We start from the raw sequence: 13,716 nt of genomic DNA on the forward strand, positions 1-13,716 counted from the left end.
AATAATATCACTGCGCATGCACAACAACGTGCTCGCTGGCAAGGCAATCGTGCGGCCAGCCACCGATTATGTTCGACACCGAATAATAACACCGTAACAACAATCACCCGCGTTTTCGCAGATGGGGAATCGACGTTCCATCCGTTGGAAGTCTATATCCTGCGCAACAGAAATGACCACACATCAACTTGCACCGCGTCCGCGCCGGTACCGCCGCCGCGCCGGCCGGATGCAGCGAGGGCCGCCGCCGCGGAGCGCGATGCTGCGCTGCAGCGCGTCCGGCGCCGGGAATAATCGCCCCGCCCGCCTTCGGGCCCGCGGCTATTATATTAAAATCATTGTAATCTGACTACATTCACACGAACTTTTTTATTGCCCTGCACAAATCAGCCTTTGCGCGCCTCGATCTGCTCCCATTTCTCCAGCGCCTCCAGCAACAGGCCCTCGATTTCCTCGACCCGGGCATGCACCCGCTTGGACTCGGCCGCGTTCTTTTTATAGAAGTCGGGATCGGACAGTTGCAGGGTCAGCGCGCTCTGCTCGTCCTCGAGCGCGGCAATCTGCTTGGGCAGCTCGTCGAGCTCGCGCTGCTCCTTGAAGCTGAGCTTTTTGGCCTTGACGGCGGGCGCCGCCATGGTCGAGACCGGCTCGGCCGCCTTCACGGCGGCGGCCGGCCTGGCCTTGGGCGCGGCGGCCACGGTGTCGCGCACCCGCTCCCAGTCGCTATAGCCGCCGACGAACTCGCGCCACTGGCCCTGCCCTTCGGCGACGATGACCTGGGTGACGACGTTGTCGAGGAAGGTGCGGTCGTGGCTGACCAGGAACACGGTGCCGGTGTATTCCTCAAGCAACTCCTCCAGCAGCTCCAAGGTGTCGATGTCCAGATCGTTGGTCGGTTCGTCGAGCACCAGGCAGTTGGCCGGCTTGGCGAACAGGCGCGCCAGCAGCAGGCGGTTGCGCTCGCCGCCGGAGAGCGACTTGACCGGCGAACGCGAGCGCTCGGGCGAGAACAGGAAGTCGTTCAGATAGCTCATCGAGTGCTTGCGCTGGCCGTTGACCTCTACCCAGTCGCTGCCCGGCGAGATGGTGTCGATCAGGCTGGCCTCCTCGTTGAGCTGGGTGCGCATCTGGTCGAAGTACGCCACCTGCAGCTTGGTGCCCAGGCGGGCGCTGCCCTCGTCCGGCGTCAGTTCGCCCAGGATCATCTTGAGCAGGGTGGTCTTGCCGGCGCCGTTGGCGCCGATCAGGCCGACCTTGTCGCCGCGCAGGATGGTGCCGGTGAAGTTGTCGACGATGACCCGGTCGCCGAAGCGCTTGCTGACGTTTTCGAGCTCGGCGACGATCTTGCCCGAGCGCTCGCCCGAACCGACCTCCAGCTTGACCTGGCCCTGCTGTTCGCGGCGCGCCGAGCGCTGCAGGCGCAGCGCCTCGAGGCGGCGCACGCGGCCCTCGTCGCGCACGCGGCGCGCCTTGACGCCCTTGCGTATCCACACCTCCTCCTGCGCCAGGAACTTGTCGAACTTGGCGTTTTCCACTTCCTCGTTCTCCAGTTGCTCGGCCTTGCGGCTCTGGTAGGTGGTGAAGTTGCCCGGGTACGACAGCAGGCGGCCGCGGTCGAGCTCGATGATGCGGGTGGCGACGTTGTCGAGGAAGGAGCGGTCGTGGGTGATGAACAGCACGCTGCCCTTGAAGTCGCGCAGCAGGCCTTCAAGCCACAGGATGGAGCTGAAATCGAGATGGTTGGTCGGTTCGTCGAGCAGCAGCACGTCCGGCGCCGACACCAGCGCGCGCGCCAGCGCCACGCGCTTTTGCATGCCGCCCGAGAGCGTCTTCATGAGCATGTCGCCGGTCAGGTTCAGCTTGTCGAGCACGGTTTCGACCTTGTTCGACAGGTTCCAGGCATCGCCGGCGTCGAGCTTGACCTGGATGTCGTGCATGCGCTCCATGACGGCGTCGTCGTTACCCTGGCCGAACTGACCGGTGAGCGCGTCGTATTCCTTCAGCAGCGCCGGCAGTTCGCCCATGCCGGCGGCCACGGCGTCGTGCACGTTCATCTCGGGATCGAACACCGGTTCCTGCTCGACGTAGGCGATCTGGAGGTTTTGTTGCATCACCAGCAAGCCGTCGTCGAGCTTGAAGCGGCCGGAGATCACCTTCAGCAGCGACGACTTGCCGGTGCCGTTGCGGCCGATCAGGCCGACGCGCTCGCCGGACTCCAAAGAAAATTCCGCATGGTCGAGCAGCGCGACGTGGCCGAACGCCAGTTGCGCCGATGAAAGAGAGATGACTGCCATATAAGTAATAGATGATCGGCGGCCGGCGCGTGGCGCCGGGCGAGCCGGTGGTTTGGATGGAAAGCAGCATTGTACCCATACTGGACGGCCAGCAGGCGGATTCCGCGCCCAAATTCCGCCGGCCGCCCCGGCGCTGGGCTATAATGGCGCTCGCTTCACGGCGTCCTCCCCGTAGCACAATGGATAGTGCACATGCCTCCTAAGCGTGGGATACTGGTTCGATTCCAGTCGGGGGGACCAACAACTAGTTCTAAGAAGTCCTACCGAATCCAACAAACCCGCCTCCGTCATAGGAGCGCGGGTTTTTTGTTGTCCAATGCATTCCGAAGGCGTAGCATCGGATACCATCATTTTCCTGGTATTTTTGTTGGTACCTCTTTCGAACCCAAAACCAGATACCAACACGGAGGCATCATGGCTCTAACAGACACATTCGTCCGACAGGTGAAGTACATCGGCGCACCAGCAGGCGAGAAGTACACGGACGGATACGGCATGTTCCTTCTGGTGAAGGCATCAGGCAAGTACTGGCGCATGAACTATCGTTTTGCTGAGAAACAAAAAACCTTGGCGCTAGGCGTCTATCCAGCGGTCACCCTTGCCAAGGCGCGTAAGCGTCGGGAGGAAGCACGAGAACTACTTGCGGATGGCATCGACCCTAGCCAAGCAAAACAAGACGACAAGCGTACCAAGGTTTCGGCTGCCGCGCACACCTTTGAAATCGTGGCCAGAGAATGGTTAGCCAAGACTGCGCCTGACCGTGCATCCAACACCCAAGCGAAAGTGGCGAACTGGCTGAACAACAATGTTTTTCCATTCATCGGAAAGAAACCGATTTCTGCGATTTCTCCGCGTGACGTGCTGTTGACCGTACAAAAAATCGAAGATCGCGGTGCAGTCGATTCGGCGCATCGCGTCAAACAGATTTGCGGACAAGTGTTCCGCTACGCTGTAGCCAGTGGGTTCGCCAGCCGTGACGTTACTGCTGACCTGAAGGGCGCTCTGGCAGTGCCGGAAAAGGGGCACTTTGCTGCGATCACAGAACCCAAACAGGTAGGCGCCCTATTGCGCTCCATTCACGACTACGGCGGCCATCCGTACGCGACAGCAGCATTGAAACTGTCGCCGCTGGTGTTCGTTCGCCCAGGCGAATTGCGCGCCGCAGAGTGGGCCGAGATGGATTTAGACGCAGCGGAGTGGCGCATACCCAGCCACAAAATGAAAATGGACAACGATCACATCGTGCCGCTTTCAACACAGGCCATGGAAATCCTACGTTCGGTATTACCTTTGTCCGGCCACGCGAGGTTCGTCTTCCCCAGCATCAGAACCACAGATCGATGCATGAGCGAAAACACCGTTAACGCTGCGCTACGGGCCCTGGGATATAGCAAAGAAGTGATGACTGCTCACGGCTTCCGTGCCATGGCGCGCACCATTATGGACGAGGTGCTTGGTGAACGTATCGATTTAATTGAGCATCAACTAGCTCATGCGGTCAAGGATCCAAACGGTCGCGCTTATAACCGCACAGCCCATCTTCCAGCTCGTCGAGAAATGATGCAGCGGTGGGCAAATTACTTAGATAGCTTGAGAGACGGGGCGCAGGTCATTTCTATTCGAGGCTGATAGCTAACTCAGGTTAAATCGGACTCTGATGCGTCATCCAAATCGTCAAGGCTGTTTAAATAAGAAGCGATGACATCACCATGGCACGCTAAGGGTTTGCAATGACATGCAAGGCGATACCCTTTTAAAGAAAGCAGCGCCTTCTTTCTCTCGGGATCAGTCAATAGTTCTTTTTCAAAATATTCTTTGTACTTCCTAATAACATCCTCTCGTGTATCACCAACACCCCCTTTTCCAATCGGAAATGGATTACCCCAAGGGGTGCCTCGCCCAATGTAAACGTCGTACGGTTCATCTTTATCCTTGTTTCGGACTTTTGTAATTTCGATCGGAACAATTCTCAGCTGTTTTTTTAAAAGCTTTGCTGTAAAAATAACGTCGGATAAATCTTCACCATCCCAAAAAATTATGACATGGGTAAATTGAGCAAGTTTTCTCTTTAAAGAAAGGCGTGGAATTGCATCAATCTGCTGCACTGACATACCTAGTTCAGAGAAGTAAGAGCTAGCAATAGATTTTGCATCCTGCATGACCGTAATTTCGTCCGCCTGAAGAGCAGACAGCAATCTCTCGATTTTGCTAGCAAAGAAGCCACGAAAACCGAAGCCTTTAGGAAGACCTATCAGTAAGGAAGATGTTTGATGTGTGTATTGCATTACTACTACCTAGAAAAGATGCTTTATCTCTAAGGGGGCACTCCAGCAAGAATTTAAGTATTCCAAAGCGATACGCCTGTGACAATGATGAGGCTTGTGCTCACTGCACATTAAACATCCATCTGTAATTAAATTTGGATCGATCCGTTTCTCGATTGAACGTTTCGCCATCAACTCGGTATATAAATATTCATACCGCGCCCAATCAATCAGCTTGTTTCGGTAATCTTTTAGCATTGCAGGCTCAGGAGCCAAATCAGGCAACTCTATGTACTCGATATCGCAAATTTCCTTTAGGAAGTATCGCAAATCCTCGCGTTTGGCAAAACCTGCCAACTGTGAAGTTTTGTTTAATCGGACGTCTATCAATTTTTTGGCTGACGAATTTTTCAGCAGAGAGAAAAAACTCTCCGCTGTTTTTTCGGTAAAGCCGATTGTGAATACTTTACTCATTTTAGTATTTTCGAATTATCTTTTGATAATCTGGGAAAGTGAAAATTCCATTAATCTGAAGCCAATATCCCGCACGTGAATCCGGTGCCTGATAATGACGGCTAAGCCCGATACGCAAGTACAAACGCTCTTGGTCTGCAATAAACTCGTTCACTTCGTCAATGCTCATGCGACGTTTCTGTGGATTGCCGACATAGTCAAAAAAACCAAGATCAGTGATCGGAAGGTAGCGGAAGATCTGCCCAGCATCATCAACGACGGTTGCTTTGACGCCTTCACCATTGTAACCCGCTAAGATGGAGATTTGATGCGGTCTGATTGCTAGGGTGATGATCGAGCAGTCTGGTGCCGCAGTCAGAACCTTATCGTTAACCGCCATTCCGAACCCGTCCGCAACGGTCCGCACCGCAGAGTTCCGCAAGACGGCTTCGAATTCATCGGAACTGCAAGAACCCACCATTTTTAAACTCGAAAAAACGTTGTCTTCGACATGGGGCGCGTGAATCGGATTGGATGGGGTAAAGACACCCTCCAGTTTTGCCCCAGGTAGCAGACCAGCTTTTTTGCACTCTTCATAGGACAAATAGCCGGGCTTCCCTGCCCTCATCGGCCGTATACATGTCTGACCATCCGCCGTTACGCCTGCCATGCATAGCAGATCGTTGTTCTTAAACCGTGTTAAGTCAGTGACAATGATTTCCATTCTGCCCCCACCTGTTGAGTTATAGTTGCATTTATCATACGCTCAATCCTTGCGGAAAGTTTAGATTCTTTTAATTATTTTCCCGATGTCATGATTAGGTGGTTGGATCGCTGTGTAAAACTGGTAGTCGGAGCGGTACGCACTATCGTTTAACGTGAAAGAGATGACTGTAAGGACGTGACAATGCCCGCCCTGCGTCGAGCGTAGCCAATGTCGATAGCGTCGAGGCTCAAGCAGGGTTAGGCAGGAAGCCGAAGCGTTAGAGTGACTTGATCCAGCGGGGGGCGTTGCGGGCAACCGAGAGTGCTTCGTAATCGACGGTGCTGTCGCGGAAATGGCTGGCGCTTGCGAGCATGTGGAAGATGGTGCGCAAGATTTGTGGCCGATGGAGATGATTGTCTATCTAAGGGTGTACCCAAATCGTTAATTCACCCCGAGGTACGCTGGTGTCAACGATGCGAGTGAGCGGGCAAACGCGCTTAATTCTTCTTGCCGACGCAAATCTGTAGAGTAGAATGCTGCTACACAAAAATCAAATCCAGTCTAGATGGCAACCTCAAAACCGCGAGCCCGAAAAGTGGCCCCTGTCCCTACAAGCGCGATGGAGGCGTACAAGGCACTTCAAAAGTCCTTACAAATCCGTGCTGTTAGTGAGGACGAAGACGACACGACAACGGCAGAAGAAATCGACTTTTTGCACTCGAATCAAGCACCGCTTCTCTCGGCGTCCGTAAAATTTGCAATGACGGAGATTTCGCTAGCGGAGCGGCTGGGGTGTGTTTCGAAAGTGGCAGGCAAAAGGTATTTTGCATTCGAGCGCCGCACAGCTAGCGAAACGTTCCTAAGCCGCCCGGTTAACGAGGATCTGTTCTCGGATGATCTTGTCCCAGTCCTAGCGCTGTTTGAGACACTTGAGAATGCCCAAACTCATGAAGAGCTCAATGCGTCTCTAAGTGCCTGGGACTCCAATTTACTGCAGAAAACGCTCTACTCGATGGCGATGTCATTCTGTTGTGCTATCGACATCCAAAAAACAGGTGACAAAAAGACTCCAGGAACGTTTTTTGAGTACTTTGTCGCCTATTTAATCTCACGCCGTCTACGGGTCAATCCAGTTCGCCGCGTAGAAATAAGTAGTCGAGGCATCAATATTTCGTTGCCTACCGACTTCATTTTTGAGCCGGGTCATCGGTTAAGAAATCTCCACGTTCCGGTTAAGACATCTACACGTGAGCGAGTTATACAAGTGTGGGCACATCAGCGCGTAATCGATGGTACGCTAGGCCAAGGACGCTATCTAGGCACGCCGGTAATTCTTACCGAGACAAAACTCGATAAGAAAAAAATGGAAGTAGTTGAAATATGCCTACCTGAACAATGGCAAATTTACCAGGGGCATATTTCACAGTTATCTAGGATCTATTACTTGGATCTTCCCCAGCCTTACATGGATCTCAATACCAAGCTGCCCCCAATTTCAGTTAAGCCATTTGCAGAGTTTTTTTTCGAATCTGACGCTTTGGTCGGGGTTTGATAAATACGAGGAAGTAACTATGATTCTTCCTCGCATGTACCTGCTTTATCATCCTCGAAACCCCTGGCTTCCCTTTTCGAACAATAACGAAAAGATCTTCGCATACAAAACCATAAGAAGCATATTCGTTAATTAACTCTACGTGGGTGAGTCGCTGCTTATTAGCACACACCTCATCCTGACATTTAACTATGAAAACGCCATTATCCTTTAATACACGCCAAGCTTCCTTACCGGCTTGAAAATAAAGGTCTAATACGGCTTCATGGTATTTCTTACCGCCAGCGGCTTCTCCACCGTTGTTACGATAATAAGCCTCAAAATTTTGATGCCCTTGGTGGGCAGTTCCACCAGGAGTGTGCATGTAAGGTGGGTCAAGAACGACGCCGCCAAACGACGAATCTTCATATGGAAGTGCCCGGCAATCCGTGCCAGATGCAACGTCAGAAGGGACCAGTTCACAATGGTCGCGAGGAACATTCCGCCAAAACACACCTGTTCCGTAGGTAACGTCGGCCACGCGTGCACCTTGCGGCACATACAACTGTACGATGTGGGGGAACAGCTCATCGTTGTTGCACATGTACGCTGAGAGGATGAGCTCATTTGTTGCGACGCCGCTCGCAACACGCTCAGTCTTTTTCGCCTTGGTGGGCGTCGCTTTGCCTGGGGTTATGACCGGCAGTCCGTAGGTTTCAGTTCTCATGAACGAAGTTTACCAAGCCTAGGGGAATTCCGGAAGGCCCTAGGTGCAAATAAATCCAATTTATTACGGCAGATTGAGGCGCGTCAGAGTTGCCGCTGGCTGCATGCCTCTTGTTGCTTGATGTGGACGGGCTACATGAAGGAGCATGCCTACCTAAGTAGGCACCCTCTTGGCTCTTGTCGTAGACCGTTGGCGCCTACAGAGCTACTTGACCCCACAGAAGCGAACGTTAGTACTGTGATCATTCATTGCTGCCCAGACATCTATTTCGCTACGAAGTACCGTCAAGTAATCAGCGTCAACCTTCAACTTAGCATCACTGAAGGGCTCATGCTCATCTCCGTCTATCAAACCCAGCATCAACGCCCGTACCTGAGTAGCAATTGTATCGTCACCCTTGATGTACGAGTAAGCATTTAACGGTTTATCTTTAGACTCCTCATCGCCACCAAGGAAACGCTCGAAGTCCGGCATGCTAACTCGGTGACGTATCGTCAGCCCCGCCGCTCGTGCTTCCAGTACAGCGTTTCGGATTTTCAAATTTTCGGTCCACATGCCGTTTGCTGATCCGTCTTTTTTAAATGGCGGATCACAATCATGGATTAGCCCAAAACCTATCTTAAAATGTTTCATTACCTTGATGAGGGGTAGCAAAATTGCCTTCCCACGCGCACGAATGATTGTGACTCGATCCATGAGTTCATGATGTCGCTCAATGATGGATGCCATAAAGGCTGCGTGTTCCGTATCGCCCTCAACTAAAATCGGGTAAGAACCAAAAAACACTTCGGCAAAGCTAGGATCGATGTGTTGTAACGCTTGTAGGCGCTGCTTCTCAGTGCCGTCAAAGTGAATGTGATCTGACTGATATGTCTTAGGTGCAATGAGTGTATCGTCAGCGCCTCCGCGCTCTAGCCGTACGATCGTAGTGTGATCCTCAAAAGGATTTATGAAATATGGGGAGTGTGTAGTCATCAAGACTTGCCAATCCGGGCTCGCGCCAAGCTGGTATAGATGCCGTTGCGCTGCGCGTGCGGCCATCGGATGAAGAGCGTTCTCCGGCTCGTCAATGAGCAGAAGGTAACCTGGCAAGGCTGGGTCATCCGGACTGTCAGGGATAGGCCCACCTGCATTGTGAGCTGCCAATAACGCAATTGCCGCATCCACCGCAGCTTGGTACTCCGCCATGTTTTCTATGGTCTCCTTTTTTGGTTTCTTCTTCCTCTCCTCAGCTACACGCTTTTCTAACTGCTTGCGAAATTCTTCACGTATCTCGCGCGCCCTACTCAGCTCATTGTGGACCTGCAACATTGCCCAAAACAGTGCCCGACGAGCCCCGGTCCCCTGCTGGGAAAGTGAGGTAGTCGCTTTACCATCTGTTATTTTCAAACCAGATCCGCGCTTGACGATATCATCTACCTTCGGCACAAACGGTGCGGCTCCAATATTTAAATGCACCCCCAAGGAAGGAAAAACACTCTGAAATCCTTTAGTAACCTGCTCTGCTATTTTGTTAAAGTCTTGCTCATGGTTTGCGCTGAGCGCCTCAATACTGCCGGTAACGCTAGCAATTGCCTTGGATAAGGCAGACTCAGCGTTGAGCCTCGCTATTTCCAGGCTGGAAAGCAAAGGTGTCAGCGCTAGGGTTAGAAGCATCTCCTCCGTTTTAGCGGCATCGTCCAATGATCCTATTCGCAATGGACGAGGCAACCTAGCCGAAAATACATTGTCTAAACCAGCTGCATTTTTATCCGGATCCCAGTCTCCAACCCCATCTTGCCCGCCCTTTGGATTCCACGTCGTCCGTATTTTTTCAAAACTTGGTGCAGCCCATTGCCACCGGCTGCGGACAATTCTCAGTCCGTCTGCGTCAATTTTCCAATCGGCATTAATATTCCCGATGCCGTCCGGTATGTGAACGTCAAGAATGACCTCGCAAGGCTCATCCTCTTTTGCATGCTGGTAGCGATCACGGCTTGTATCAAGCGAGAGAGTGCCCTTAGCAAACTCGTATGCACGTAGGATCGTTGACTTCCCTGCATTATTTTTCCCCACAAGGCATACCACCTTGTCCAAAGCAATCTCTACTCCCTCAGCACCTATGCAACCGATGTTACGTACGGTCATACGAACTAATTTGGAGCGGTTGTTCTCTTCAGTCATGTGCATTCCAATATGAAAGCCGGATTGAAAAATTGACAATTTCCATGCTACATCACTTTGGTTTCGTTAGCAAAGCTATGTAACTTCCAGCGTTGAGCACAACCTCCGTACCACTAGGGCAGGGTCAAGTGATCTATCGCCTCACCCCCTCCAAAAACTATCAAAACGGCACTTAATTTTAGAGCCTATTGATAATTTCACCACATCTAAAACCTATTGATAGAAAGGAACTGTATGACAACATACGGCTACGCCCGCACCTCGACCGTTGAGCAGGTCGCGGGCCTCGCAGACCAAATCTCAAAGCTGAAGGGCGCGGGCTGCACAGATCAGTCGATTTACCAGGAGCAGGTCAGCAGCGTAAAGATGGAGCAGCGTGTTGAATTTACCAAGCTGCTATCCGTGCTCAAGGCTGGCGATGTGCTTGTCTTCAGCAGCTTGTCCCGCGCCGCGCGCTCAATGGTCCACATGGTCGAGATAGAAGCAAGGGTAGCGCGTGCAGGCGCAACCATTCGCATCCTCGATCTGGCGATTGACACGGCCACGCCACAAGGGCGGCTTACGTTCAACTTGTTCGCCTCCATAGCTCAGTTTGAACGCGAGAACATGCTGGAACGACAGAAGGTGGGTATAGCTGCCGCAAAACAGCGAGGCGCATATGTCGGCCGCGCACCGACCGCTCAAGCGAAAAGCACAAAGGTGCTTGCGCTCAACTTGAAGGGGCTTACCAAGCAAGAAATTGCAAACGCTTGTTCCATTGGGATAGCTTCAGTCTATCGAATCTTAAAAGCATCTGCCTAGTTAGTGCCTTTAAAGCCCGGCAGCCTGAAACAGCTCAGATGGCTTGCAATGGATCGCATTTGCAATCCGCAGGATATTCAGGAACGACACATTACGCTCGCCGCGTTCCAGCTTGCCCATATGGGATCTATCGATCTCCGCCAGATCGGCCAACGCCTCTTGCGAGAGTCCTAACCCCAGCCGACGCGCACGCACTACCGCGCCGAAACGCACTAGATCACTGTCTTTATCGAGTTTTACGGAGACTCTTGCCATACCTCAATGGTGTAGCTATGATGACTTTGTGACCACGGCATTTACGACCCATTTTAGGTATTTGCCAACTTACTCTCTCATTTGGAACCCTCGCCTTTCATCGACAATAATTTAAAGGAATTAAGATGATGCTTTTGAAAAAAATGAAATTTTCTGCTGTAGTATTCTTATTAACCGCTGTCGCCTCCCCCTTTAGCCAATCCGCAGCTCAGCCTTATACAACTGAAGAATTGATCGAGTTAATACCTAAATATATCGCTAATGGTCACAGTTCGGGACTTGCGTTCGACAATGATAAATCAAAAGAATTTAATGAAAATTTAAGCGCTGACTGCGAAATATTTTACCCCTTAATCACAAGAAGTACAGGCCCCAGTTTGGGGTATCAAATATTTGATGGAGCCATCCGATATATTTCATCAAAAGACAGTGGAAAACAAGAATACTCGGAAAGACTTAAATCTGACCTCTCTGAACTCAGGAAGAAATCATCTAAAATTTGCTCGGACGGGCTAGGGCCAGAATACTTTAATCGCCTACAAGCGCTTATCGATTCAATTATTAAAGCTGGTCCAACAATCAAAGTAGCAAGTCAAGGACAAATTCAATTAACCAAAGAAGGTCGAGAGAAATTACACGCTGCTGAGAGGCAGCGAAATGCCGACTACGCAAATAAGGACGCTAAGGATGCGACGTGTAAGGCGACGCCTCTATATCAAGTGTATTTATCTTCTTACATTATCGAAAGAAACAGACCCTTCTTCCGAAATGCTCAACAGGAAATAACGCGACAGCAAGACGGCGCCAAGATATCAGGATATATCGACAAGAATAGGATGTATGAGCTAGGGAATACGGTCTCAAGGATTAATAGAGAAAATGCAGATGCTTTTGCAATTTACAGGAAAAACGGCGGCACCCAGAGCCATGCTGATTTAGTAAAGATATTACCAAACCCTTGCCAGTAAAAAACCTTCCGACGACGGAAGGTTTTATCTATCATTATGTCTAAATTTTAGCCCTCGGACGGCCGCGACCGAGACTGTTCATCTGAACAGTCTCGCCCTTGCCGTACATGCGGCTCCGCTTCGACGGTTTTTCCCTCAGGTATTGGTCCGTCTTAAAGAAATACTTCAATATTTTGTGGAGATTTCTTATTTTATCCGATTCCGAGTGAGATATCATACCTATACCAAGCAAGCCCAGCTTTTCGAAGCAATGTTTATTAAAATTACTTACATAAAACACGCCATTCCCTTGAGTTAGATTGAGCCAATATTCTCCCATCAACATCCCTCGGGAAATATCTTTTCTTGCCCTTGACCCATCTAAAAAAATTAATAAATGGTAGTGATAACCTTTTAATTCACCATACTCTAATTTCCAGATATAGCCCACCACATCATCGAAAATCTTATTCGACCTTTTGGCATTAAGGAATCGAGACAATAGTTTTTTTGCGTCTTCTATCGACACGCCTTCATCAATTGCATTTTCAGTATTTCTGAATCCTAAATCCAATCGAACAACTAAAAGTCTTGAATACTTCTCAAACAATGACTGAACGTATTTTTCGGCACTACTATACGATTTTTTGAAATTGGCGTTCCATTTCTTTAGCTTTTGTTGAAATGGCTTAGACAGCGCAATAGCTTTCATCGTCTCTATTAAGCCACGAAATACCACAACATTTTGATTTGAATTTTTTTGATAAAACCTGTCAGGAATAAACTCATAAAAAATATTTGACCCATGACACGATTTCATGGCTTCAAAAAATAGCTCTACTTTCGGGCTATAAAAATAATTTGGCTTAAACTTATTTAAGAAATAATTGATTAATGGATAGTAGTCAGAAATATTTGCGCTGCTGTGTTTACTGAGATCATGAGGAAACGCTACAGCATTGACAAAATCCTCGATTGCAGAAATAGTCAATTCAGGCTGTAGGTCGACATTAATCTTTAGATTACCTGAAGCTTCTTGAGTAACGAAATAGTCAACTTCATCTACTAGCTCGCAATCAATCTCTTCCATCGTTAACGTATGGTCACTCAACAGTTTAATCTTTAATGTTTTCATGGTAACTGAGAGGTATCCTATCCATATTTTTATATAGCATTAATACCAGAAATCAGGGTTTCAAAAGAAAAGCCGTCAAAGCCTGAATATTAAAGAATACCGGGGCGTAGACGGCTATGCACTAATTTAGGGATAGCGAAGTTATGCGCTGTAGTAGATTTTTTCAGACATATATCACCACTGTGAAGCGCACACGCTCCGAACCGTTAAACGCGATTCATCTGCATGCGGCTTAGCAGCCATGCTTCGATTTCCGACTCCACCCAGCCAACGGAATTTGCGCCTAGTTTGATAGCGCGAGGAAAGGATGGATCGAAGCGTGGAGAGTTGGACGATAGACGGTCGTAGATTGCAGAGCGCGATAGGCCCGTGCGTTCCTCCAACTGCTTGCGGCGTATGATTCGTAGAGGCGGTAAAGATGAAGTGGTGGTCATGACTAA

13 protein-coding genes, 1 tRNA gene and 1 pseudogene are annotated in these 13,716 nt (G+C 50.2%); 5 read left to right on the plus strand and 10 right to left on the minus strand.

Features of this window, described 5'->3' with window-relative positions; translation table 11 throughout:
* Positions 1–386: 386 nt before the first annotated feature.
* Positions 387–2,294: an ATP-binding cassette domain-containing protein gene (locus NHH73_23535; protein USX25526.1), complete on the minus strand. Its 1,908-nt coding sequence runs from the start codon at positions 2,292–2,294 to the stop codon at positions 387–389.
* A 165-nt stretch (positions 2,295–2,459) separates the two neighbouring features.
* On the opposite strand from NHH73_23535, the gene NHH73_23540 reads away from it, so the two are divergent.
* Both NHH73_23540 and NHH73_23545 read left to right on the plus strand, forming a co-directional pair.
* Positions 2,460–2,534: transfer RNA gene (locus NHH73_23540), tRNA-Arg, on the plus strand.
* 174 nt (positions 2,535–2,708) lie between these two features.
* Positions 2,709–3,923, plus strand: coding sequence for an integrase arm-type DNA-binding domain-containing protein (locus NHH73_23545; GenBank protein USX25527.1), 1,215 nt, complete (start codon positions 2,709–2,711; stop codon positions 3,921–3,923).
* Between the two features lie 8 nt (positions 3,924–3,931).
* Here NHH73_23545 and NHH73_23550 read toward each other — a convergent pair whose 3' ends face one another.
* The 4 genes and pseudogenes from NHH73_23550 to NHH73_23565 all read right to left on the minus strand — a co-directional run bounded on the left by NHH73_23550 (position 3,932) and on the right by NHH73_23565 (position 6,158).
* The gene (locus NHH73_23550; protein ID USX25528.1) at positions 3,932–4,579 is read right to left on the minus strand and encodes a DUF4326 domain-containing protein; all 648 of its coding nucleotides are present in this window, start codon (positions 4,577–4,579) and stop codon (positions 3,932–3,934) included.
* Between the two features lie 9 nt (positions 4,580–4,588).
* Positions 4,589–5,032, minus strand: coding sequence for a DUF488 domain-containing protein (locus NHH73_23555; GenBank protein ID USX25529.1), 444 nt, complete (start codon positions 5,030–5,032; stop codon positions 4,589–4,591).
* Position 5,033: 1 nt separating this feature from the next.
* On the minus strand, positions 5,034–5,735 hold the full coding sequence (locus NHH73_23560; GenBank protein ID USX25530.1) for a hypothetical protein: 702 nt from the start codon (positions 5,733–5,735) through the stop codon (positions 5,034–5,036).
* A gap of 259 nt (positions 5,736–5,994) precedes the next feature.
* Positions 5,995–6,158: pseudogene (locus NHH73_23565) on the minus strand (IS110 family transposase).
* A 124-nt stretch (positions 6,159–6,282) separates the two neighbouring features.
* On the opposite strand from NHH73_23565, the gene NHH73_23570 reads away from it, so the two are divergent.
* Positions 6,283–7,269, plus strand: coding sequence for a hypothetical protein (locus NHH73_23570; GenBank protein ID USX25531.1), 987 nt, complete (start codon positions 6,283–6,285; stop codon positions 7,267–7,269).
* Here the strand turns inward: NHH73_23570 and NHH73_23575 are convergent.
* Both NHH73_23575 and NHH73_23580 read right to left on the minus strand, forming a co-directional pair.
* The gene (locus tag NHH73_23575; protein ID USX25532.1) at positions 7,217–7,975 is read right to left on the minus strand and encodes a hypothetical protein; all 759 of its coding nucleotides are present in this window, start codon (positions 7,973–7,975) and stop codon (positions 7,217–7,219) included. The two genes, NHH73_23570 and NHH73_23575, sit on opposite strands and share 53 nt — an antisense overlap.
* A 204-nt stretch (positions 7,976–8,179) precedes the next feature.
* On the minus strand, positions 8,180–10,138 hold the full coding sequence (locus tag NHH73_23580) for an AAA family ATPase (GenBank protein USX25533.1): 1,959 nt from the start codon (positions 10,136–10,138) through the stop codon (positions 8,180–8,182).
* Between the two features lie 234 nt (positions 10,139–10,372).
* Here NHH73_23580 and NHH73_23585 point away from each other — a divergent pair, with 234 nt between their 5' ends.
* Positions 10,373–10,939: a recombinase family protein gene (locus NHH73_23585; GenBank protein USX25534.1), complete on the plus strand. Its 567-nt coding sequence runs from the start codon at positions 10,373–10,375 to the stop codon at positions 10,937–10,939.
* A 9-nt stretch (positions 10,940–10,948) separates the two neighbouring features.
* Here NHH73_23585 and NHH73_23590 read toward each other — a convergent pair whose 3' ends face one another.
* A complete protein-coding gene (locus tag NHH73_23590) occupies positions 10,949–11,194 on the minus strand; it encodes a helix-turn-helix domain-containing protein (protein ID USX25535.1) in 246 nt (81 codons plus the stop codon).
* Between the two features lie 125 nt (positions 11,195–11,319).
* On the opposite strand from NHH73_23590, the gene NHH73_23595 reads away from it, so the two are divergent.
* Positions 11,320–12,162, plus strand: coding sequence for a hypothetical protein (locus NHH73_23595; protein ID USX25536.1), 843 nt, complete (start codon positions 11,320–11,322; stop codon positions 12,160–12,162).
* A gap of 40 nt (positions 12,163–12,202) precedes the next feature.
* On the opposite strand, the gene NHH73_23600 is transcribed toward NHH73_23595, so the two are convergent.
* Positions 12,203–13,276, minus strand: coding sequence for an inovirus Gp2 family protein (locus NHH73_23600; GenBank protein ID USX25537.1), 1,074 nt, complete (start codon positions 13,274–13,276; stop codon positions 12,203–12,205).
* Positions 13,277–13,482: 206 nt separating this feature from the next.
* The gene (locus tag NHH73_23605; protein ID USX25538.1) at positions 13,483–13,710 is read right to left on the minus strand and encodes an AlpA family transcriptional regulator; all 228 of its coding nucleotides are present in this window, start codon (positions 13,708–13,710) and stop codon (positions 13,483–13,485) included.
* Between the last annotated feature and the right edge of the window lie 6 nt (positions 13,711–13,716).

This window comes from Oxalobacteraceae bacterium OTU3CINTB1 (genome assembly GCA_024123955.1).
Lineage (GTDB): Bacteria > Pseudomonadota > Gammaproteobacteria > Burkholderiales > Burkholderiaceae_D > Rugamonas.

Excerpts from the sequence above, each read along its gene's own strand:
- NHH73_23555 (USX25529.1), bottom strand. The coding sequence starts at position 5,032 with ATGAGTAAAGTATTCACAATCGGCTTTACCGAAAAAACAGCGGAGAGT.
- NHH73_23605 (USX25538.1), bottom strand. The coding sequence starts at position 13,710 with ATGACCACCACTTCATCTTTACCGCCTCTACGAATCATACGCCGCAAG.
- NHH73_23580 (USX25533.1), bottom strand. The coding sequence starts at position 10,138 with ATGACTGAAGAGAACAACCGCTCCAAATTAGTTCGTATGACCGTACGT.
- NHH73_23545 (USX25527.1), top strand. The coding sequence starts at position 2,709 with ATGGCTCTAACAGACACATTCGTCCGACAGGTGAAGTACATCGGCGCA.
- NHH73_23575 (USX25532.1), bottom strand. The coding sequence starts at position 7,975 with ATGAGAACTGAAACCTACGGACTGCCGGTCATAACCCCAGGCAAAGCG.
- NHH73_23535 (USX25526.1), bottom strand. The coding sequence starts at position 2,294 with ATGGCAGTCATCTCTCTTTCATCGGCGCAACTGGCGTTCGGCCACGTC.
- NHH73_23600 (USX25537.1), bottom strand. The coding sequence starts at position 13,276 with ATGAAAACATTAAAGATTAAACTGTTGAGTGACCATACGTTAACGATG.
- NHH73_23585 (USX25534.1), top strand. The coding sequence starts at position 10,373 with ATGACAACATACGGCTACGCCCGCACCTCGACCGTTGAGCAGGTCGCG.
- NHH73_23550 (USX25528.1), bottom strand. The coding sequence starts at position 4,579 with ATGCAATACACACATCAAACATCTTCCTTACTGATAGGTCTTCCTAAA.
- NHH73_23570 (USX25531.1), top strand. The coding sequence starts at position 6,283 with ATGGCAACCTCAAAACCGCGAGCCCGAAAAGTGGCCCCTGTCCCTACA.
- NHH73_23595 (USX25536.1), top strand. The coding sequence starts at position 11,320 with ATGATGCTTTTGAAAAAAATGAAATTTTCTGCTGTAGTATTCTTATTA.
- NHH73_23560 (USX25530.1), bottom strand. The coding sequence starts at position 5,735 with ATGGAAATCATTGTCACTGACTTAACACGGTTTAAGAACAACGATCTG.
- NHH73_23590 (USX25535.1), bottom strand. The coding sequence starts at position 11,194 with ATGGCAAGAGTCTCCGTAAAACTCGATAAAGACAGTGATCTAGTGCGT.